This window comes from Paraburkholderia sp. DD10 (assembly GCF_049177125.1).
Lineage (GTDB): Bacteria > Pseudomonadota > Gammaproteobacteria > Burkholderiales > Burkholderiaceae > Paraburkholderia > Paraburkholderia terricola.
Genome location: NZ_CP185393.1, coordinates 3743517 through 3761909, shown reverse-complemented (window position 1 = coordinate 3761909; position 18393 = coordinate 3743517). Strand labels below are relative to the sequence as shown.

The 18393-nt window shown below is 65.1% G+C and carries 17 protein-coding genes; 7 read left to right on the top strand and 10 right to left on the bottom strand.

Translation table 11 applies throughout. The features are described from left to right. Nucleotides 1-19: 19 nt before the first annotated feature. The gene (gene rsmD, locus ACOCG7_RS32430) at nucleotides 20-634 is read right to left on the bottom strand and encodes a 16S rRNA (guanine(966)-N(2))-methyltransferase RsmD (protein ID WP_083084721.1); all 615 of its coding nucleotides are present in this window, start codon (nucleotides 632-634) and stop codon (nucleotides 20-22) included. Nucleotides 635-873: 239 nt separating this feature from the next. Between rsmD and ftsY the strand changes: the two genes are divergently transcribed. After that, nucleotides 874-2049 (top strand): signal recognition particle-docking protein FtsY, encoded by a 1176-nt coding sequence (ftsY, locus tag ACOCG7_RS32425; protein ID WP_114163411.1) that lies wholly within the window; start codon nucleotides 874-876, stop codon nucleotides 2047-2049. An 86-nt stretch (nucleotides 2050-2135) separates the two neighbouring features. On the opposite strand, the gene maiA is transcribed toward ftsY, so the two are convergent. Both maiA and ACOCG7_RS32415 read right to left on the bottom strand, forming a co-directional pair. Beyond that, entirely contained in the window at nucleotides 2136-2780 is a 645-nt protein-coding gene (maiA, locus tag ACOCG7_RS32420; protein ID WP_114161831.1) for a maleylacetoacetate isomerase, read from the bottom strand. A 27-nt stretch (nucleotides 2781-2807) separates the two neighbouring features. Beyond that, nucleotides 2808-3506: a fumarylacetoacetate hydrolase family protein gene (locus ACOCG7_RS32415; protein ID WP_114161830.1), complete on the bottom strand. Its 699-nt coding sequence runs from the start codon at nucleotides 3504-3506 to the stop codon at nucleotides 2808-2810. Nucleotides 3507-3720: 214 nt separating this feature from the next. Between ACOCG7_RS32415 and ybiB the strand changes: the two genes are divergently transcribed. After that, nucleotides 3721-4692 (top strand): DNA-binding protein YbiB, encoded by a 972-nt coding sequence (ybiB, locus tag ACOCG7_RS32410; protein WP_073429398.1) that lies wholly within the window; start codon nucleotides 3721-3723, stop codon nucleotides 4690-4692. Nucleotides 4693-4868: 176 nt separating this feature from the next. Here the strand turns inward: ybiB and ACOCG7_RS32405 are convergent, their stop codons facing one another. Further along, the gene (locus tag ACOCG7_RS32405) at nucleotides 4869-5252 is read right to left on the bottom strand and encodes a nuclear transport factor 2 family protein (RefSeq protein WP_073429397.1); all 384 of its coding nucleotides are present in this window, start codon (nucleotides 5250-5252) and stop codon (nucleotides 4869-4871) included. A 42-nt stretch (nucleotides 5253-5294) separates the two neighbouring features. Beyond that, nucleotides 5295-5858 carry an acyloxyacyl hydrolase gene (locus ACOCG7_RS32400; RefSeq protein WP_073429396.1) on the bottom strand — a complete coding sequence of 188 codons (564 nt, stop codon included), beginning with the start codon at nucleotides 5856-5858 and terminating at the stop codon, nucleotides 5295-5297. Nucleotides 5859-6220: 362 nt separating this feature from the next. Between ACOCG7_RS32400 and rpoH the strand changes: the two genes are divergently transcribed. The 5 genes from rpoH (at nucleotide 6221) to cydX (ending at nucleotide 10686) form a co-directional block, all read left to right on the top strand. Continuing rightward, nucleotides 6221-7156, top strand: a complete 936-nt coding sequence (rpoH, locus tag ACOCG7_RS32395; protein WP_073429395.1) for an RNA polymerase sigma factor RpoH — start codon at nucleotides 6221-6223, stop codon at nucleotides 7154-7156. Between the two features lie 356 nt (nucleotides 7157-7512). Next, nucleotides 7513-7773 carry a cytochrome oxidase putative small subunit CydP gene (cydP, locus tag ACOCG7_RS32390; protein ID WP_073429394.1) on the top strand — a complete coding sequence of 87 codons (261 nt, stop codon included), beginning with the start codon at nucleotides 7513-7515 and terminating at the stop codon, nucleotides 7771-7773. Beyond that, nucleotides 7763-9370, top strand: a complete 1608-nt coding sequence (locus ACOCG7_RS32385) for a cytochrome ubiquinol oxidase subunit I (protein ID WP_073429393.1) — start codon at nucleotides 7763-7765, stop codon at nucleotides 9368-9370. The genes cydP and ACOCG7_RS32385 overlap by 11 nt, the downstream gene beginning before the upstream one ends. A gap of 34 nt (nucleotides 9371-9404) precedes the next feature. Then, a complete protein-coding gene (cydB, locus tag ACOCG7_RS32380) occupies nucleotides 9405-10541 on the top strand; it encodes a cytochrome d ubiquinol oxidase subunit II (protein WP_073429392.1) in 1137 nt (378 codons plus the stop codon). Nucleotides 10542-10569: 28 nt separating this feature from the next. Then, nucleotides 10570-10686: a cytochrome bd-I oxidase subunit CydX gene (cydX, locus tag ACOCG7_RS32375; RefSeq protein ID WP_073429391.1), complete on the top strand. Its 117-nt coding sequence runs from the start codon at nucleotides 10570-10572 to the stop codon at nucleotides 10684-10686. Between the two features lie 148 nt (nucleotides 10687-10834). Here the strand turns inward: cydX and nagE are convergent, their stop codons facing one another. From nagE to ACOCG7_RS32350, 5 genes are all read right to left on the bottom strand, one after another. Further along, nucleotides 10835-12607, bottom strand: coding sequence for an N-acetylglucosamine-specific PTS transporter subunit IIBC (gene nagE, locus ACOCG7_RS32370; protein ID WP_073429390.1), 1773 nt, complete (start codon nucleotides 12605-12607; stop codon nucleotides 10835-10837). Nucleotides 12608-12717: 110 nt separating this feature from the next. Next, the gene (ptsP, locus tag ACOCG7_RS32365) at nucleotides 12718-15309 is read right to left on the bottom strand and encodes a phosphoenolpyruvate--protein phosphotransferase (RefSeq protein ID WP_073429389.1); all 2592 of its coding nucleotides are present in this window, start codon (nucleotides 15307-15309) and stop codon (nucleotides 12718-12720) included. Nucleotides 15310-15321: 12 nt separating this feature from the next. Beyond that, the gene (locus tag ACOCG7_RS32360; RefSeq protein WP_073429388.1) at nucleotides 15322-16329 is read right to left on the bottom strand and encodes an SIS domain-containing protein; all 1008 of its coding nucleotides are present in this window, start codon (nucleotides 16327-16329) and stop codon (nucleotides 15322-15324) included. Next, nucleotides 16322-17425, bottom strand: a complete 1104-nt coding sequence (nagA, locus tag ACOCG7_RS32355) for an N-acetylglucosamine-6-phosphate deacetylase (protein ID WP_073429451.1) — start codon at nucleotides 17423-17425, stop codon at nucleotides 16322-16324. The genes ACOCG7_RS32360 and nagA overlap by 8 nt, the downstream gene beginning before the upstream one ends. Before the next feature lie 93 nt (nucleotides 17426-17518). After that, entirely contained in the window at nucleotides 17519-18253 is a 735-nt protein-coding gene (locus ACOCG7_RS32350; RefSeq protein WP_073429387.1) for a GntR family transcriptional regulator, read from the bottom strand. Nucleotides 18254-18393 lie beyond the last annotated feature (140 nt).

Sequence of the window (18393 nt, the reverse complement as noted above, 5' to 3'; positions counted from 1 at the left end):
GCTTGTTATCGAACGCGCATTATTCCTTATTTTCGCGCTGCAGCAAATGAAAGTGGACCGCACCCGCCTTGCCGTGCCGAATGACGTCCCAACCTGCAAGCGTCTCGTTTCCAGCCAGTTCGAGGGCGGCACCGGCTTCCACATACAGAAAGCCTTCGGCGCTCACCAGCGGTACGGCCAGCGCGAGCGCCTTGTCGAGCAGATCGTCGCCGAATGGCGGATCGAGAAACACCACGTCGAACGATCCGGGCGCGAGACTCGCGGCAAGGCGCAAGCCGTCCGCCTCGGCGATTTCGATTGTGCGCGCCGCGAGCCGTTCCTGGTTGGCGCGCAACTGACCGGCGGCTCGCGCGTTACGCTCCACCATCAGCACGCGCGCCGCGCCGCGCGAAGCCGCCTCGAAGCCCAGCGCGCCGCTGCCGGCGAACAGATCGAGGCAACGCTGACCGTCCAGCCGCTGGCCGAGCCAGTTGAACAGCGTCTCGCGCACACGGTCGGGCGTGGGGCGCAGCCCGTCGAGGTCGAGCACGGGCAGCGGCGTGCGTTTCCAGTCGCCGCCGATGATGCGAATGGCGTGCGGCTTGCCGCCTTTGGATGAAGCGCCGTGGGCGCGTGAAGGTGCGGAACGAGGCATGCAGGTTTTGATTGCGTAATGAAAGCGCCCGCGACGTCGATGCGCACGGGCTGGAGCGGCAACGTTACCACAGGGGCTATCGGCGTCCACCCTGGCCGTTCGGCCGATACGACGGCGGGCGGCGCGCCTGATAAAATGTGCGGCTTCCAGCGCCTTGCATCCCGCATCGCAACGCTGCCTGCCGCTTGCCGGTCATTGCCGGCTGCGCGCATCGGCGCGCGCTCTCACCACGCCAGATCATGTTCAGCTTTTTCAAACGATTCAAGGGTTCGAAAGAGTCCGATAACACGCCGGCAGAATCGCAAACGGCGCCGGAGGCCTTGGCGCCCGAACACGCCGAGGAGCCCCCGGTGGCCTCCGCTACGCCGCGTCCGGCAGCGCCGGTCAGCGTCGATATTCAGTCACCGGGCGCTTCGTCCATAAACGAACCGGAACCCGAACCGGAACCCGAGCCGGAAGAGCCCGAACTGGAAACCGTCGAGATCGTCCCGCCGCCGGTGCAGGATGCGGGCGCGAGGCGCTCGTGGCTCAACCGCCTGAAGACCGGCTTGTCGAAGACCAGTTCGAACCTGACCGGCATCTTCGTCGGCACCAGGATCGACGAGGATCTGTACGAGGAGCTCGAAACCGCGCTGCTGATGTCGGACGCGGGCGTCGAGGCCACCGAATTTCTGCTCGAGGCGCTGCGGGAGAAAGTCCGCACCGAACGTCTCTCCGATCCTCAGCAGGTGAAAACGGCGCTGCGCACGCTGCTCGTCGACCTGCTCAAGCCGCTGGAAAAATCGTTGATGCTAGGCCGAGCGCAGCCGCTCGTCATGATGATCGCCGGCGTCAACGGCGCGGGCAAGACCACCAGCATCGGCAAGCTCGCGAAGCATCTGCAGAGCTTCGACCAATCGGTGCTGCTGGCCGCGGGCGACACGTTCCGCGCCGCGGCGCGCGAGCAGTTGGCCATCTGGGGCCAGCGCAACAACGTCACGGTGATGTCGCAGGAAAGCGGCGACCCGGCGGCGGTGATCTTCGACGCGGTCGGCGCAGCGCGCGCGCGCAAGATCGACGTGATGATGGCGGACACGGCCGGCCGTCTGCCGACCCAGTTGCATCTGATGGAAGAACTGCGCAAGGTGAAGCGCGTGATCGGCAAGGCGCAAGACGGCGCGCCGCACGAGGTGCTGCTGGTGATCGACGCGAACACCGGCCAGAACGCGCTCGCGCAAGTCAAAGCCTTCGACGACGCGCTCGGCCTCACGGGCCTGATCGTCACCAAGCTCGACGGCACCGCGAAGGGCGGCATTCTCGCGGCGATCGCGCGGCAGCGTCCGATTCCGGTGTACTTCATCGGCGTCGGCGAGAAGGTGGAGGATCTGCAGCCGTTCAGCGCGGAAGAGTTTTCGGACGCGTTGCTGGGCGGGTGAACACGGCCACCCGGCATTCGCGGCTGAACAAGCAGAAAGGGCGCTCCGTCAACTGACGAGCGCCCTTCTTCATTCAGCCGCGAAGATCACTCCGCGTCAGGCTGGGCGCCTGGCGCCGCGCGAGCAAACGCGTCGAGTTGCATCGCGTGATCGTAGATGCGTTGGATCGTCGGAAACTTGCCCGTGTCGACCTTGAAGCGCTGCGCGTTGAATACCTGGGGAATCAGACAGGCGTCGGCGAGCGTGGGCGTATCGCCGAAACACAGTTTGCCGGTGCGTGAACTGCCGGCCAGATGCGTTTCCAGCGTCGCAAAGCCCGCTTCCACCCAATGCCGGTACCACGCGTCCTTCGCGTCGTCGTCGACACACAACGTGTGCTTCAGATACTTCAGCACCCGCAGATTGTTCAGCGGATGAATCTCGCACGCAACCTGCAACGCCACCGAACGCACGTACGCGCGATCGGCCGGCGTCCTGGGCAGCAGCGGCGGCTCGGGATGCGTTTCCTCCAGATACTCGATGATCGCGAGCGACTGCGGCATCACCTCGTTGCCGTCGACGAACGTGGGCACGATGCCGTCGACATTCACCTTGCGGTAGCCGGGTTTCAACTGTTCGCCGCCGTCGCGCACGAGGTGCACCGGCACGTAGTCGTACGGCAGGTTCTTCACGTTCAGCGCGATGCGCACGCGATACGACGCCGAGCTGCGGAAATAGCTGTAGAGCTTCATGTTGTTGTCTCCTCCTCCAACCGGCTGTCAGACCACGCGCACGCTGAACTCTCCGAGCCCGTCCACGCCGCCCTTCATCAGATCGCCCCGCACCACCGCGCCGACGCCTTCCGGCGTGCCCGTGAAAATCAGATCGCCGGGTTGCAACTCGAACAGCGTCGACAGATAAGCGATCGTCTCGCCCACCGACCAGATCAGTTGCGACACATCCGAGCGCTGTTTTTCCTCGCCGTTCACCGACAACCAGATCGCGCCCTTGCCGAGATGGCCGACCGTCGCCGCCGGATGAATCGGTCCGAGCGGCGCCGAATGATCGAAGCCCTTCGCGGTGTCCCACGGACGGCCGAGCTTCTTCGCTTCCGCCTGCAGATCGCGGCGCGTCATGTCGAGACCGAGCGCGTAACCGTAGACGTGATCGAGCGCGCTTTCAGCCGGAATGTTCCTGCCGCCCTTGCCGATCGCCGCGACCAGTTCCATCTCGAAGTGGACGTTTTTCGATTGCGACGGGTAAGGAAATTCGCCGGTGGCGCCGGGCGCGACGTACAGCACGGCGTCGGCGGGCTTGGCGAAGAAGAACGGCGGCTCGCGGTCGGGATCGTGTCCCATCTCGCGCGCATGCGCCTCGTAGTTGCGGCCCACGCAGTAGATGCGACGCACCGCGAACTGCTCGCCGGACCCGACAACTGGCACCGCGACCACCGGTGCGGGTGCGAATACGTAACTCATCCCGTTCTCCGTTTCTTCGATTGTGCCGCCAGCGCGGCGAGAAAAACATCGAGTGTAACGCGCGGCAAAGTGCGGCGCGCGGCGGATGGACAGGGCGCGCCAGGCGAATCGTCTCGCCGGTTTGCCATAGATGCGATACTCACACCCAATAGCGTCCCTTGAATACCGTGGCCACCGCTTCAGGGCGGCACCGCCACACCGTTCCACTGTCCCGATGACTGATTCCGCCGACACTGCCAATCCCTTCCCTTGCGCCCGCTTCATCAAGGAAATCGGCCGCGGCCCGAACGGCGCCCGCGCGCTCACCGCCGAAGACACGCGCGCGCTCTACACCGCCATGCTCGACGGCCGCGTCGCCGAGCTCGAACTCGGCGCGGTGCTGCTCGCCTATCGCGTGAAGGGTGAAACCGCCGACGAACTCGCCGCGATGCTGGCCGGCGCCCATGCGTCGTTCGAACCGGTTCATGTGCCGCACGGCGCCTTCCGGCCCGTCTCGATCCCCACGTACAACGGCGCGCGCAAACAGCCGAACCTCGTGCCGCTGCTCGCCCTGCTGCTCGCGCGTGAAGGCGTGCCGGTGCTGGTGCACGGCGTGACCGAAGATCCGGGGCGCGTGACGAGCGCTGAAATCTTCACGCATTTGCAGATTCCGCACGCGCGCTCGCACGCCGAGATCGAAGACGGTCTCGCCGAGCGCCGTCTAGCGTTCGCGCCGATCGACGTGCTCGCGCCGAAACTCGCGCGCCTGCTCGCGCTACGCCGGCGCATGGGCGTGCGTAATTCGACGCATACGCTCGTGAAGATTCTCCAGCCGTTTGCGCCGGCCGGCCTGCGGCTCGTGAACTACACGCATCCGCCGTATCGGGACAGTCTCACGCAGTTGTTCAACACGCATGCGGACGCGGCGGCCGGCGGCGCCTTGCTGGCGCGCGGCACCGAGGGCGAAGCGGTAGCCGACACGCGGCGCCAGGTGCAGGTCGACTGGCTGCACGACGGCATCTGCGAAACGCGCGTGCCGCATGAGCGCTCGTCGCCGGACGCGCCGGAAGTGGCGTTGCCCGAAGCGCGCGACGCACCCACCACGGCGGCGTGGATCGGCGCCGTGCTGCGCGGCGAGGCGCCCGTGCCGAGCGCGATCGAGCGACAGGTCGAACTGATCGTGGACGTCGCGAAGACGCAGGCGTGAAGGACGCTGCGCGAGCGCGGTGATTGCGCTTGCTGCAAGGGATGGACCGCAATCTCGCCTGACGCGACAGCATCGGGCTGTCGCTGCATCGCCATGCGAGTGATAGGGCAATCTGGCTGCGGCGTGGACGACCGGCGCATGACGGCTCGACGCCGCTCAAGCGCCAACCGGCAGGCTCACTCGATCGCGCAACGGGTGGCTTGCCACGCAATCAGCCGCCATTGCCCGGCTTCGTGCGTATGAATCGCGGTGTACGCGATGGGGAACAGGAGTGCGCCGTTATTCGCCTCCATCTCGATCAGCGCGCGCCCCGTGACGACGCAGGTCTCGCGTCCCACCGGCAACACGTCTTGCGACTGCACCTCGATCTGCCGATAACGGCGGCGGCCGCCGGTAATCCCGTCGATGAACTGCCGCTTCGTCTCGCGTTTGCCGTTGGTATGGACATAGCTCACGTTGTCCGCGAGCAGTGTGTCGAGCGATTGCCCGTCGCCGTCGACCATCGCACGAAAGCGCTCTCGCTCGAGCCCGCGAATCGCTTCGATTATCTTTGCCGCCATTGCTCAGCCCTCGCACCGGTGAGCCGAACATGGCCACGGTCGTCAGAAGTTATATTGCAAATATAGCTGGCTGAAATTTATACCAGGATTCGGCTCTTTGATACCGCCGTTGGAAATATGCTGGAAGCGGTAGCCCGCCTGATACTGCTGGCGATGGCCGAACTGCACGCCCACGCCCGCGACGTCGGCGAACTGGAACGCCGAGCCGAGCGTGAAGTCGGAGGAAATTCGCGGACTCGACAGGAGCCGCACGCCGGCGCCCACTTCGATGAAAGGACGGATCGACCCGGATGCCTTGATGAAGCGAATCATCGGCGTCACGCCGATCTCGCCGATGTTGTCGTGCACGTTGCCTTCGTTGGTGTGCCACCAAGCCATGTGCGCCTCGCCGATCAGCGTGAAATGCCAGTCACCGATTTGCCACCAGGTGAGGTTCGGATCCCAGACCACGCCGAGGTCGAGCTTTTTCACATGATGATCGCCCACGCCGCCGGCGACCTGCAAACCGAACTGATCGGCCGCGGCCAGTCCGGATGCACCCAGCAGTACCGCTGCCGACGCGCTTTTCAGCGCCAGAACACGCCAAGCCTTCTTTTTGTTGTTCATCTAACACCCGAGCTCGCCGAACGTTGAACAATCTGTAACAGATTTGCCTATTCTAAATTCAATCACGATCAGGCGGATCGTATGAAGAAATCTTATTTTTCGCAATTAGTCACTTCTAAAACGGCAAATATCGTTCATTTATGATCGCGGAATAGGATGGCCCGGTAAGTTCTACGGCCCACACAGGGCAAGCGGAAGCGGCGTATGATGGCTATCAGGAAGTGAACTTCAATAGAAAATGACGGAACTTGGATGCCCCTACCGCTTCTAAGTATTAGCACTCAGGAAATCAGAGTGCTAACATCCAACGCTGGAGTCGTCACCTGAATACGCTGTTACCTGATTCCAAAGGAGTTTTTTACGTGAGCCATGCAATGACCCTTCCGAGTACTCTGAGCCCGTCGTCGGCTAAGGCCGCTTCGGCAGGTGCACTGGCGCTCTCGCATTCCTCGCTGCTGCCCGGTCAACTGGGCAACATCGACGCCTACATCCAGGCCGTCAATCGCATTCCGATGCTGACGCCTGCGGAAGAACGCCAGTTCGCCACCGAATTTCGCGAGCAGGGCAACCTCGAGTCCGCACGCCGTCTCGTCCTGTCGCATCTGCGGCTGGTCGTGTCGATCGCGCGCAACTATCTCGGTTATGGCCTGCCGCATGCCGACCTGATCCAGGAAGGCAACATCGGCCTGATGAAGGCCGTGAAACGCTTCGATCCCGAGCAGAACGTGCGCCTCGTGTCGTACGCGATGCACTGGATCAAGGCCGAAATCCACGAATACATCCTGCGCAACTGGCGCATGGTGAAGGTCGCCACCACCAAGGCGCAGCGCAAGCTGTTCTTCAACCTGCGCAGCCATAAGCAGGGCTTGGGCGCGTTCACGCCCGACGAGATCGAAGGTCTCGCCAAGGAGTTGAACGTGAAGCGCGAGGAAGTGGCCGAGATGGAAACGCGCCTCTCGGGCGGCGACATCGCGCTGGAAGGCCAGGTCGAAGACGGCGAAGAGTCGTACGCGCCGATCGCCTACCTTGCCGACTCGCATAACGAGCCGACCGCCGTGCTGGCTTCGCGTCAGCGCGACAAGCTGCAAACCGACGGTATCGCGAGCGCGCTGGATGCACTGGACGCCCGCAGCCGCCGCATCATCGAGGCGCGCTGGCTGAAGGTGGAGGACGACGGCTCGGGCGGCTCGACGCTGCACGAGTTGGCCGACGAATTCGGCGTCTCGGCCGAACGGATTCGCCAGATCGAAGCAAGCGCAATGAAGAAGATGCGCGGCGCACTGACCGAGTATGCGTAAGGTCTGAAAAACTCAGCAAACCGGTTCGCGCGACGCACGCTGACCAGCCGGCCGCAAAGCCCCGCCCTCGCAAGACGGCGGGGCTTTTTTCCGTCCAGGCGTCGAAGCGTCGAAGCCCCGCCTCCTTCGCCGTGCGCGCATTGACTCAGGGCCACGGCCGGCCGGCCGGCGTTCCTTGACCTACCTCAACCCCCCTGGCAATACTGCATCAACCGTGTGGCGCCAGCGACCCGATGCCGCAGCGCGGAACCCACGCGCGCAAGGTCCCGCTCCTAAAATCGGGATGCACTCGCCGGATCGCTCGTGCGATCTGGATCCAGCCGGACCAACCGGCGTGAAGTCGCCATCGACCGCCCATGACCCTAGCCCTCAATCGCAATAACCGCCCTCGCCCGAGCCTGCGTCAACGGCTCGCCGGGTGGGTGCGCGGTCCGACGCTGGCGCGGGATATCGCCATCGTCCTCGCCATCAAATTCACGCTGTTGATGGTGCTCAAGTACACGTTCTTCAATCATCCCCAGGCGGAGCACATGTGGCTGCCGCCTGAGCAGGTTTCGCAGGCGCTGCTGTCAACGCCTGCCCCGCATCCGTCCCAAGGTGATCAACATGCCCGTTAGCGAAGTCGTAGAACTGTCGCGCCTCCAGTTCGCCATCACGGCGCTTTATCACTTTCTGTTCGTGCCGCTCACGCTGGGCCTGTCGTGGCTGCTCGTCATCATGGAATCCGTCTATGTGATGACCGGCAAGCAGATCTACAAGGACATGACCCAGTTCTGGGGCAAGCTGTTCGGCATCAACTTCGCGATGGGCGTCACGACCGGTCTCACGCTGGAATTCCAGTTCGGCACCAACTGGTCGTACTACTCGCACTATGTCGGCGACATCTTCGGCGTGCCGCTGGCGGTTGAAGGTCTGATGGCGTTCTTCCTGGAGTCGACCTTCGTCGGCCTGTTCTTCTTCGGCTGGACGCGGCTTTCGAAAGTGCAGCACGTCACCGTCACGTTCCTCGTCGCGCTCGGCTCGAACCTGTCGGCCCTCTGGATTCTGGTGGCCAACGGCTGGATGAACAATCCGGTCGGCGCCACCTTCAATTACCAGACCATGCGCATGGAACTCGACAGCATCTTCTCCGTGCTGTTCAATCCGGTCGCGCAAGTGAAGTTCGTGCACACGGTCTCGGCCGGTTACGTGACGGCGTCGATGTTCGTGCTGGGCGTGTCGTCGTGGTATCTGTTGAAGCGCCGCGACACCGAATTCGCGCTGCGTTCGTTCGCCATCGCCGCCGGTTTCGGCCTTGCGTCGACGTTGTGCGTGATCGTGCTCGGCGACGAATCCGGCTACCGTACCGGCGAAGTCCAGCAGGTGAAGCTGGCCGCGATCGAGTCCGAATGGGAAACCGCGCCCGCGCCGGCGCCGTTCACGCTCATCGGTCTTCCGAACCAGAAGGAAGAGCGCACCGACTACGCCATCCGGATTCCGTACGCGCTCGGCCTCATCGCCACGCGCTCCATCGACGAACCGGTGGTCGGCCTGAAAGACCTGATGGCGCAGAACGAAGTGCGCATCAAGAACGGCATGCTCGCCTACGCCGCGCTGCAGAAGCTCAAGCTGGGCGACGCCACCGACGAAGCCAAGGCCGAGTTCGACGCGCACAAGAAAGACCTCGGCTACGGTCTGATGCTCAAGCAGTTCACCGCGAACGTGACCGACGCCACGCCGGAGCAGATCGCCCAGGCCGCAAAAAAGACGATACCGCCCGTCGCGCCCGTGTTCTTCTCGTTCCGCTTGATGGTCGGCCTCGGCATCCTGTTCCTCGCCACTTTCGTGCTGGCGTTCTGGTTCTGCGCGCAGCGCTCGCTGCTGCTGCAAAAGCGCCGCTGGTTCCTGCGCTGGGCCGTCTGGGCGATTCCGCTGCCGTGGCTCGCGGCTGAATTCGGCTGGATCGTCGCCGAAGTGGGCCGTCAACCGTGGACCATCGCCGGCATTCTGCCGACCCACCTGTCCGCCTCGAGCCTGACGCCGGGCGACCTGTATCTGAGCATCGCCGGCTTCGTGGTGTTCTACACCGTGCTGTTCATCATCGAAATCATGCTGATGTTCAAGTACGCGCGGCTCGGACCGTCGTCGCTGCACACCGGGCGCTATCACCACGAACTGCAACAGCCGCGGCATCAGCCGGTGAATCAGCCGCTGCCGACCAACACGGCCGCATGATTCGCCGCCACTCTGCTTCAAGGGAAACCTCATCATGGATTACGCAACCCTCAAACTGATCTGGTGGGTGCTGATCGGCGTCCTGCTGATCGGCTTCGCGCTCACCGACGGCTTCGACATGGGCGCCGCGATTCTGCTGCCGTTCATCGGCAAGACCGACGCCGAGCGGCGCATCGTCGTGAACACGGTCGGCGCGACGTGGGAAGGCAATCAGGTATGGCTCATCACGGCGGGCGGCGCGATGTTCGCCGCGTGGCCGCTGGTGTACGCGGCGTCGTTCTCGGGCTTCTACTTCGCGATGCTGCTGGTGCTGTTCGCGCTGTTCTTCCGGCCGGTCGGCTTCGACTACCGCAGCAAACGCGAGGACCCGCGCTGGCGCAGCGCGTGGGACTGGGCGCTGTTCGTCGGCGGCTTCGTGCCGGCGCTGGTGTTCGGCGTCGCGTTCGGCAACCTGCTGCAGGGCGTGCCGTTTTCGTTCGACACCGACCTGCGCGTCACCTATCACGGCGGCTTCTTCGCCTTGCTCAACCCGTTCGCGGTGTTGTGCGGGCTCGTGAGCGTGTCGATGCTGGCCGCGCACGGCGCAGCCTTCGTGAAGATGAAATCGGACGGCATCGTCGCCGAACGCGCTTCGCTCGCACTGCGCATCGCGTCGCTGGCCGGCGTCGTGCTGTTCCTGATCGCGGGCGCGCTGATCGCGGTGGTGATCGGCGGCTATCAGATCGTCGACGCCGCGCCGCTCGATGCGGTCGCCAATCCGCTGATGAAGAGCGTGATCGGCGCGCCGGGTCTGTGGCTCACCAATTACGCAACCTATCCGTGGATGACGGCCGCGCCGATAGCGGGTCTCGTCGGCGGCGTGCTCGCCGCGTTGCTCGCGCGCTCGCGCTTCGAAAAGAGCGCGTTCCTGGCGACCTCGTCGACGATCATCGGCGTGATTCTGACGGCGGGCTTCTCGATGTTCCCGTTCATCATGCCTTCGTCGCTCGACGGCCGCAGCAGCCTCACCGTGTGGGATTCGACCTCGAGCCGCATGACGCTGCAGATCATGCTGGTGGCGGTGGTGGTTTTCCTGCCGCTCATCCTGATCTACACGAGCTGGGTCTATCGCGTGATGCGAGGCAAGGTAACCGCGGCGGCGCTCGAAGAAAATCATCATTCGATGTATTGACCGGCAATACGATTAACAGGAGTTTGCGATGTGGTACTTCAGTTGGATTCTCGGCATTGGCGTGGCGTTGGCGTTCGGCATCATCAACGTCATGTGGCTGGAATCGCGCCGGCCGGCGGAAGTGGGAAAGCAGAAAGCGCGTTGATCGAGCCGTGGCCGGCGATGCCGGTTAGCGCAAGCGGGTAAACGCAAAAGCGGCACCTTGAATTGAAGGTGCCGCTTTTTTATTGTCGCGTTGTCTTGTCAGAAGAGACGCGCGGTAAGCGGCGCGGAGGCCGCGGCATCACACGGCATCAAGCCGGCAAAGGCGTCGCGCCGCCGCTCGTGGGCGACAGACGCGTCGCCAGTTGCGCGGCATAGCGCTGCGCCGCCTCGCCGACCACGATATGAAACGTGTCCGCCGACACCCACGCCGTATCGAGCGTGGCGAGGCGCTGACGATCCACCGCCGACGGATCGCGCACGACGATACGCAGACGCGTCGCCGCGACGGCATCCAGCGACACCACGTTGCCCGCGCCGCCGAATACGGCGAGCCAACGCTGCGGGTCAGGATCGAGCGGACCGCCTTGAGCGCTCGCGGCGGCAGTCGCGGAAGCCGCGGCAGGCGCAGCAGCGGACACAGTAACCGCCTTCGCTTCGCCGCCGCCCTGCGCGATTACCGTGCGGATCTCGTCCGCAATAATGTCCGCTTCCGGTCCGATGATCACTTGCACGTTGGTCGCGCCGCGCTTGAGCACGCCGCGCGCGCCGATCGTCTTCAGTTCGTTTTCCGAGACCTTGTCCGAGTCGACCACCGACAGACGCAGACGCGTCGTGCAGGCATCCACCACCGACAGATTCGCCGCGCCGCCCAGCGCCGCGATATAACGCTGCGCGCGCGGCACGGCTGCGCCGGCTACCGGCGAAACGAAGCCGCCGGCGGCAAACGATTCGACCTGTTCATCGGCGGCAGCGGGTTCGCGGCCCGGCGTCGCCATGTTGAATTTGCGGATGAAGAAACGGAACAGCCCGTAGTACAACACCGAGTACACGAGACCGATCGGAATCGCCCACCAGCCCCTCGTCGAGAGGCCGTAGTTCAGCACGTAGTCGATCGCGCCGGCGGAAAACGTGAAGCCGAGGTGAATGCCGAGCGCCGAGCAAACAGCAAGCGCGACGCCGGTCAACAGCGCGTGGATCGCATACAGCACCGGTGCGAGGAACATGAAGCTGAACTCGATCGGCTCGGTCACGCCCGTCAGGAACGAGGTGAGCGCCATCGAGAACAGCAGCCCGCCGACCACCGCGCGGCGCTCCTTCGGCGCTTCATGGAACATCGCGAGGCACGCGGCCGGCAGACCGAACATCATGACCGGGAAGAAGCCCGTCATGAACGTGCCCGCGCTCGGGTCGCCCGCGAAGAAGCGATGCAGGTCGCCCGTCACCGCGGCGCCGCCGGGCGGCGTGAAGGTGCCGAACACGAACCACGTGAGCGAATTCAGAATGTGATGCAAGCCCGTGACCAGCAGCAGGCGGTTCAGCACGCCGAACACGAACGCGCCGAACGCGCCCGCGGTGGTCAGCCAGTGGCCGGCCGTGTCGATCACGGCTTGCACCGGCTGCCACACATAGCCGAACACAATGCCGAGCGCGAGACAGGCCACCCCCGTGACAATCGGCACGAAGCGTTTCCCTCCGAAGAACGCGAGGTAGTCGGGCAGCTTGATGTCCTTGTATTTGTTGTACAGCAAGCCCGCGACGATACCCGCCACGATCCCGGACAACACGCCCATGTTGAGCTTGTCGTTGATGTCCTTCATCACCGCGACTTCGATCAGATAACCGATCGCGCCCGCGAGACCCGCCACGCCGTTGTTGTCTTTCGCGAAACCGACCGCCACGCCGATCGCGAACAGCAGCGGCAGGTTGTCGAAGATCGCGCCGCCGGCGTCGGCGATCATCTTGATGTTGAACACATCGGGCTGGCCCAGGCGCAGCAGCAGGCCGGCAACCGGCAGCACCGCGATCGGCAGCATCAGCGCGCGTCCCAGGCGCTGAATCTTCAGAAACGGATTCCCATCCATTGATATCTCCAATCCTTGTCTCGTTGTGGACTGTCGTTGTCGACTGTCGTCGTTGAGTTTCGTCGCTATACGTGGTTGATCGAGCGAAGCCGGCCGCGGACTGCGTGGGTTCAGTCCAAAGGCCAGGTTTCGCGACTTGCTGCCCTTACCGCCTGGGCCGATTCGAGCGCGAGTGCATCCTGCGCGCGCTGACGGCACAGTTGATAATCGAGGTTGCGCACGCGCGCCTTGATGCCCGGCACCGACACCGGATCCACCGAAAGCTCGGTCACGCCGAGACCGACGAGCAGCGGCATCGCCAGCGGATCGCCCGCCAGTGCGCCGCATACGCCGACCCATTTGCCATGCTTGCTCGCGCCTTGCACGGTCGCCGAAATCAGGCGCAACACCGCCGGATGCAGGCCGTCGGCCTGGGCGGCGAGATCGGCCTGACAGCGGTCCATCGCCAGCGTGTATTGCGTCAGATCGTTGGTGCCGATCGACAGAAAATCCGCGTGCCGCGCAAGCTGATCGGCAAGCAAAGCCGCCGACGGCACTTCGATCATCACGCCGACTTCGATCGGCTCCGTGCGGCCCGACTCGCGGGCGAACTCATCGATGCGTTTGCGGATGCGGATCAACTCGCCGACGTCGGTCACCATCGGCAGCAGAATGCGCACCGCGCCGAGCGGCTGCACCGCCAGCAGACCGCGCAACTGATCGTCGAGCAGATCGGGGCGCACTTGCGCGAGGCGGATACCGCGCAGGCCGAGTGCCGGATTCGGTTCGGGCGGCAGCGTCAGGTAATCGACTTCCTTGTCCGCGCCCACGTCCAGCGTGCGGATGATCGCGGTGCGGCCGTTCAAGGCGTCGACGATGGCCTGGTAGCTTTGGCGATGCTCATCCGTGGTCGGCGCCGCCGAGCGATGGATGAACAGCAATTCGGTGCGCAGCAGGCCGACGGAATCGGCGCCGTTGTCGACGGCGGTTTTGGCGTCGTCGAGCGTGGCGATGTTCGCGGCCACTTCGATCGCGCGGCCATCGGACGTCACCGCGGCCTGCTGCGAAGTGCGGCGGTTCGCTTCGCGCACGCCGGCCAGACGCGTGCGCTCCAGCCGCGCGCGTTCCACGTCGAGTTCGGTCGGCGCGAATTCGAGCCGGCCGGTGCTGGCGTCCACCACCACTTGCGTGCCCTCGGGAATCGCGTGCAGCGCGTCGCCAACGGCCACCAGTGCGGGAATGCCCGCCTGGCGCGCGAGAATCGCCGCATGCGAGGTCGCGCCGCCGCGCGCCATCACGAGCGCGGTGACACGCGAGCGATCCAGCGAAGACAAATCGGACGGCGTGAATTCCTCGGCCGCCAGCACGGCTTCGTCGGGCAACGTGCGCGCTGCGGCGTTCGTATAACCCAGCGCGCGCAGCACGCGCTTTTCGATGTCGCGCAGATCGGCGGCACGTTCCGCGAGCAACGTGTCCTCGATGTTCGTCAGGATGCGGATCTGCGCGCGGATCGCCTCGCGCCACGCGAAACCCGCGCTCTTGCCGAGGCTGATCAGATCGCGCGCCGCGTCGAGCAGCGTCGGGTCTTCGAGCAGCACACGGTGCACCGCGAAAATGCCCGCTTCGCCATGCGCGCCGCGTTGCGAGGCGTCGCGCACGGTGGTGCCGAGATCGGCATCGACGGTGGCAATCGCCTTGTCCAGCAGACGGCTCTCCGCGGCGGACGTGCCGGTCGCCGTCTCCGGCGGATCGATGTCCGCATCGTCCCAGCGCACCAGCTTGCCGACCGCGACGCCCGGCGCCGCGCACACGCCCGCGAGCGTATTCGGCGCAAGCACTTCGTCCGCCGCGCGCGCCATCGCTTGCGGCGCCGGCGAGCTGGCGCGCGCCGGTTTTTCCTCCACTTCGCCGTGCGCTTCGCGCGTCAATTCGCGGGCGATTGCATCGACCGCGGCCAGGGCTTGCGGACCGACGCCCAGCAACTCGACCGTCGCGCCTTCACCCGCGCCCAGCCCAAGCAGGCCGACCACGCTTTCGATCGACGCCTTGCGCCCCTCGTAACGCACTTCGACGCGCGCGTCGAAACCGCGCGCCGCTTCACGGGCACGCGCGGCGGGCCGCGCATGCAGGCCGCCGGCGTGTGCCAGCGTGACCTGCTGACGCGCTTCCTCGGTGACGTTCGTCGCACTTGCCTCGCGCGACGCATGGGCCGCCGCGCCGCCGCGTGCGCGCAGCACCAGCAGCGGCGTTTCGCCGGCTTTCAGCATGCCGCCTTGCACACGCTCGACGATCTCGAACGCGTCGGAATTGGCAATCGCGATCACCGACACGAGGCTCGGCGCATTCAGCGCGACCTGGTCCTGATCGAACTCGATCAGCACGTCGCCGGTGCGCACGTGCGCGCCTTGCTCGACCATCGGCGTAAAGCCCTTGCCGCTCAGCTCGACCGTGTCGATACCGATGTGCAGCAGAATTTCCGCGCCTTCCGCGGTGGCCAGCGTCAACGCGTGACCGGTGCGCGCAAGGTGGGTGACGATGCCGTCGCACGGCGCGACGAGTCGGCCCTCGAGCGGATCGACACCGATGCCGTCGCCGAACATGCCGCCCGAAAACACAGGGTCGGGCACGTTCGCGAGCGGCACGACCGGACCGGTCATCGGCGCGAGCAAAACAATATGGCCTTCAGAATGGCTCTTCAAGCGGGACTCCTCGACACGTCGCATCTGATTTTCTCGTCAGTGAGTTTCGGTGACTTTGTTGAGATGGCGCGGCGCGTCAGGATTGCGCCCGCGCGCGGCGGCAAGGCCGGCGGCCATCACATAAAAGGAAAGGATCGCGGCGATCGGATCGAGCGCCGCATGCGCGGTGGCGGCGAGCGGCAAGCTCGCTTCCGGCACGTCGGCCGGCGCGGCGAGCAGCACGCGCGCGCCGCGCGCCTGCATGTCGCGCGCGAGTTGCAGAAGGCCGGCCTGTTCGGGTCCACGCGGTGCGAACACCAGCAGCGGGTAATCGCGGTCGATCAGTTCCATCGGACCGTGGCGCACTTCCGCGCTCGAAAACGCTTCGGCCTGAATGCCGGAGGTTTCCTTCAACTTCAGCGCGGCTTCCTGCGCGATCGCGAGACCGAGACCCCGGCCGATCACGATCATGCGCTCGATGCCGCGCAATTCGTCCACGGCTTTCGACCAGTCGAGCTTGCCGGCCGCTTGCAGCGCATCGGGCAGCGTGTTCAACGCGCCGAGCAGCGCCGCGTCTTTCTGCCAATGCGCGACCAGTTGCGCGGAAATCGACAGCATCGCGATGTAGCTCTTGGTGGCCGCGACGCTCAATTCCGGGCCGGCCAGCAGAGGCAAGTGGAATTCGCACGCGTCGGCCAGCGGCGAACCCGGCGCGTTCACCGCGGCCACCGTCAACGCGCCGGCGCGGCGCAATGCTTGCATGGTGCCGATCAGATCGGGGCTCTTGCCCGATTGCGAGAACGCGAGCGCAAGCTGGTCGCGCACCTGTAGCGGCGCCTGTTGCAACGTGGCGACCGACATCGGCAGCGAGGCGACCGGCACGCCGAGGCGGCTCATCGTCAGGCTGGCGAAGTAGCTCGCGGCATGATCCGAGCTGCCGCGTGCGACCGTCAGCGCGACATGGCGCGGCTGCTGCGCGAGCTTCGCCGCCAACACCGCCACGCGCGCGGTGTCCGTGAGTTGCGCGGCGACCGTTTCAGCGGACGCCAGCGCCTCTTTAAGCATATTCGACAATTGCTTCTCCTTCGACGTAAGTCGCGGTCAACGCCAGTTCACGATCGAACACGACCAGGTCGGCCCACGCGCCGCGCACGATGCGGCCGCGGTCTTCGATGCCGAGATAGTCGGCGGCGTAGCGCGACAAACGGTTTGATACATCGGCGATCGGCAAGCCGATCGAGACGAGATTGCGCAGCGCCTGATCCATCGTCAGCGTGCTGCCGGCGAGCGTGCCGTCGGCGAGACGCACGCCGCCGAGGCACTTCGTTACGTGCTGGCTGCCGAGGCGGTATTCGCCGTCGGGCATGCCGGTGGCCGAGGTGCTGTCCGTCACCACGTAGAGACGCGGAATCGCGCGCAACGCGGCGCGGATCGCGCCCGGATGAACGTGCAGCAAGTCGGGAATGATTTCGGCGAATTCGGCGTGCGCGAGCGCCGCGCCGACGATGCCGGGATTGCGGTGATGCAGCGGCGACATGGCGTTGAACAGATGCGTGAAGCCGCACGCGCCGTGCTTGAGCGCGGCGACGGCGTCGTCGTAGGTGCCGAGCGAATGGCCGAGCTGCACGCGCACGCCGCGCGCCGCCATCTCCGAGATGATTTCCATGTGGCCGGCGATCTCCGGCGCCAGCGTCACGACGCGAATCGGCGCGATCGACAGATACTTCAGCACCTCGTCCATCACCGCCGAAACGGCGGCGTCGGGCTGCGCGCCGAGCTTGCCGGGGTTGATGTACGGCCCCTCCAGATGCACGCCGAGCACCCGCGAGCCACCCGGCGTGCGTATCTTTGCGTTGTCGCCCAAGCCCGCGACGACGCTCATCAGTTCGTCGCGCGGCGCGGTCATCGTGGTGGCGAGCAGGCTCGTCGTGCCATGGCGCGCATGCGTGCGCGCGATCGTTTCGATCGCGTCGCCGGCTTCCATCACGTCGGCGCCGCCGCCGCCATGCACGTGCAGATCGATGAAGCCGGGCAGGATGTAGGGCGCGTCGTTTGTCGACGGATCGACACGCTCGCCCGTCAGCGCCGTGATGCGGCCGTTTTCGTATTCGAGCGTGCCGTGAATCCACCCATCGGTGGTGAGTATGTTTCCGGTCAGCATGAGTCTCTCTGGTGAGGCGCGATACAGGTGCGACTGAATGGCGTTCGCCTGCGTTGTCGACGGCGGCAGGCCGCCATGCGTCAAAGCGACTTTTCAGGTGCGCAATTCAGCGACGAAATCGTAGTAATCGTCGCGGCAATAGGTGTCGGTCAGTTCGATCGCGCGCTGGTCCGCGCTATATCCGACACGCGTAATGACCAGCAGCGCCGAGCGCGGTTCGATGTCCATTAACGATGCGATCTCGCTCGATGCGTTGACCGCGCGAAAGTGCTGCAAGGCGCGCACGACGGCAGCGCCCCGTTGTTCCAGATAGCTGTAAAGCGACACGCCGATCGCGTGCGGGTCGGGCACGACAGCGGCCGGCAGCGCAGAATGCTCGACCGCCATGACGATGCCGTCCGCGCGCCGCAGCCGCCGCAAGCTCGCCACGGCGGCGCCCGGCGAGAGCCCGAGGTGCACCAGTTCGTCGCGATTGGCGGCGCGGATATCGCGCTCGAGCCACACCGAATCCGGGCGGAAACCGCGCTGCTGCATCTTCTTCGTGAAGCCGGTGAGCCGCGACAGCGGATCTTCGACGCGCGGCGTGATGAAGCTGCCCGCGCCCCGCGCGCGCCGGATCAAACCCTGCTCGACCAGCAACTCGATCGCCTTGCGCGCGGTGATGCGCGACACGCCGATCGCGTCGGAGAGGGTGCGCTCCGACGGCAGCGCCTCGCCCGCCGACCACACGCCGCAATGAATCGCCGTCGCAAGATTGCGCGCCAGCTGCAAATAGAGCGGCGTGACGTTGCGGGCGTCAGGCATGAGTGCGGACCAGCGAGTTTCCATGGGGCTCCGGCGGTGTGCGTGGAAGAGTCCGGCCTACGAAAAAGAGAGCCCATTATATAACCAACATAATACCAGTCAATCGACTGGTTCCATGCTGCCACGGCCTGTGTCAAAGCCTTGCCGGATAAGCGTCAGCCGGG

Coding starts and splice junctions, on each gene's coding strand:
- rsmD (WP_083084721.1), bottom strand. CDS start 634: ATGCCTCGTTCCGCACCTTCACGCGCCCACGGCGCTTCATCCAAAGGC.
- ftsY (WP_114163411.1), top strand. CDS start 874: ATGTTCAGCTTTTTCAAACGATTCAAGGGTTCGAAAGAGTCCGATAAC.
- maiA (WP_114161831.1), bottom strand. CDS start 2,780: ATGAAGCTCTACAGCTATTTCCGCAGCTCGGCGTCGTATCGCGTGCGC.
- ACOCG7_RS32415 (WP_114161830.1), bottom strand. CDS start 3,506: ATGAGTTACGTATTCGCACCCGCACCGGTGGTCGCGGTGCCAGTTGTC.
- ybiB (WP_073429398.1), top strand. CDS start 3,721: ATGACTGATTCCGCCGACACTGCCAATCCCTTCCCTTGCGCCCGCTTC.
- ACOCG7_RS32405 (WP_073429397.1), bottom strand. CDS start 5,252: ATGGCGGCAAAGATAATCGAAGCGATTCGCGGGCTCGAGCGAGAGCGC.
- ACOCG7_RS32400 (WP_073429396.1), bottom strand. CDS start 5,858: ATGAACAACAAAAAGAAGGCTTGGCGTGTTCTGGCGCTGAAAAGCGCG.
- cydP (WP_073429394.1), top strand. CDS start 7,513: ATGACCCTAGCCCTCAATCGCAATAACCGCCCTCGCCCGAGCCTGCGT.
- ACOCG7_RS32385 (WP_073429393.1), top strand. CDS start 7,763: ATGCCCGTTAGCGAAGTCGTAGAACTGTCGCGCCTCCAGTTCGCCATC.
- cydB (WP_073429392.1), top strand. CDS start 9,405: ATGGATTACGCAACCCTCAAACTGATCTGGTGGGTGCTGATCGGCGTC.
- cydX (WP_073429391.1), top strand. CDS start 10,570: ATGTGGTACTTCAGTTGGATTCTCGGCATTGGCGTGGCGTTGGCGTTC.
- nagE (WP_073429390.1), bottom strand. CDS start 12,607: ATGGATGGGAATCCGTTTCTGAAGATTCAGCGCCTGGGACGCGCGCTG.
- ptsP (WP_073429389.1), bottom strand. CDS start 15,309: ATGCGACGTGTCGAGGAGTCCCGCTTGAAGAGCCATTCTGAAGGCCAT.
- ACOCG7_RS32360 (WP_073429388.1), bottom strand. CDS start 16,329: ATGCTTAAAGAGGCGCTGGCGTCCGCTGAAACGGTCGCCGCGCAACTC.
- nagA (WP_073429451.1), bottom strand. CDS start 17,425: ATGCTGACCGGAAACATACTCACCACCGATGGGTGGATTCACGGCACG.
- ACOCG7_RS32350 (WP_073429387.1), bottom strand. CDS start 18,253: ATGGAAACTCGCTGGTCCGCACTCATGCCTGACGCCCGCAACGTCACG.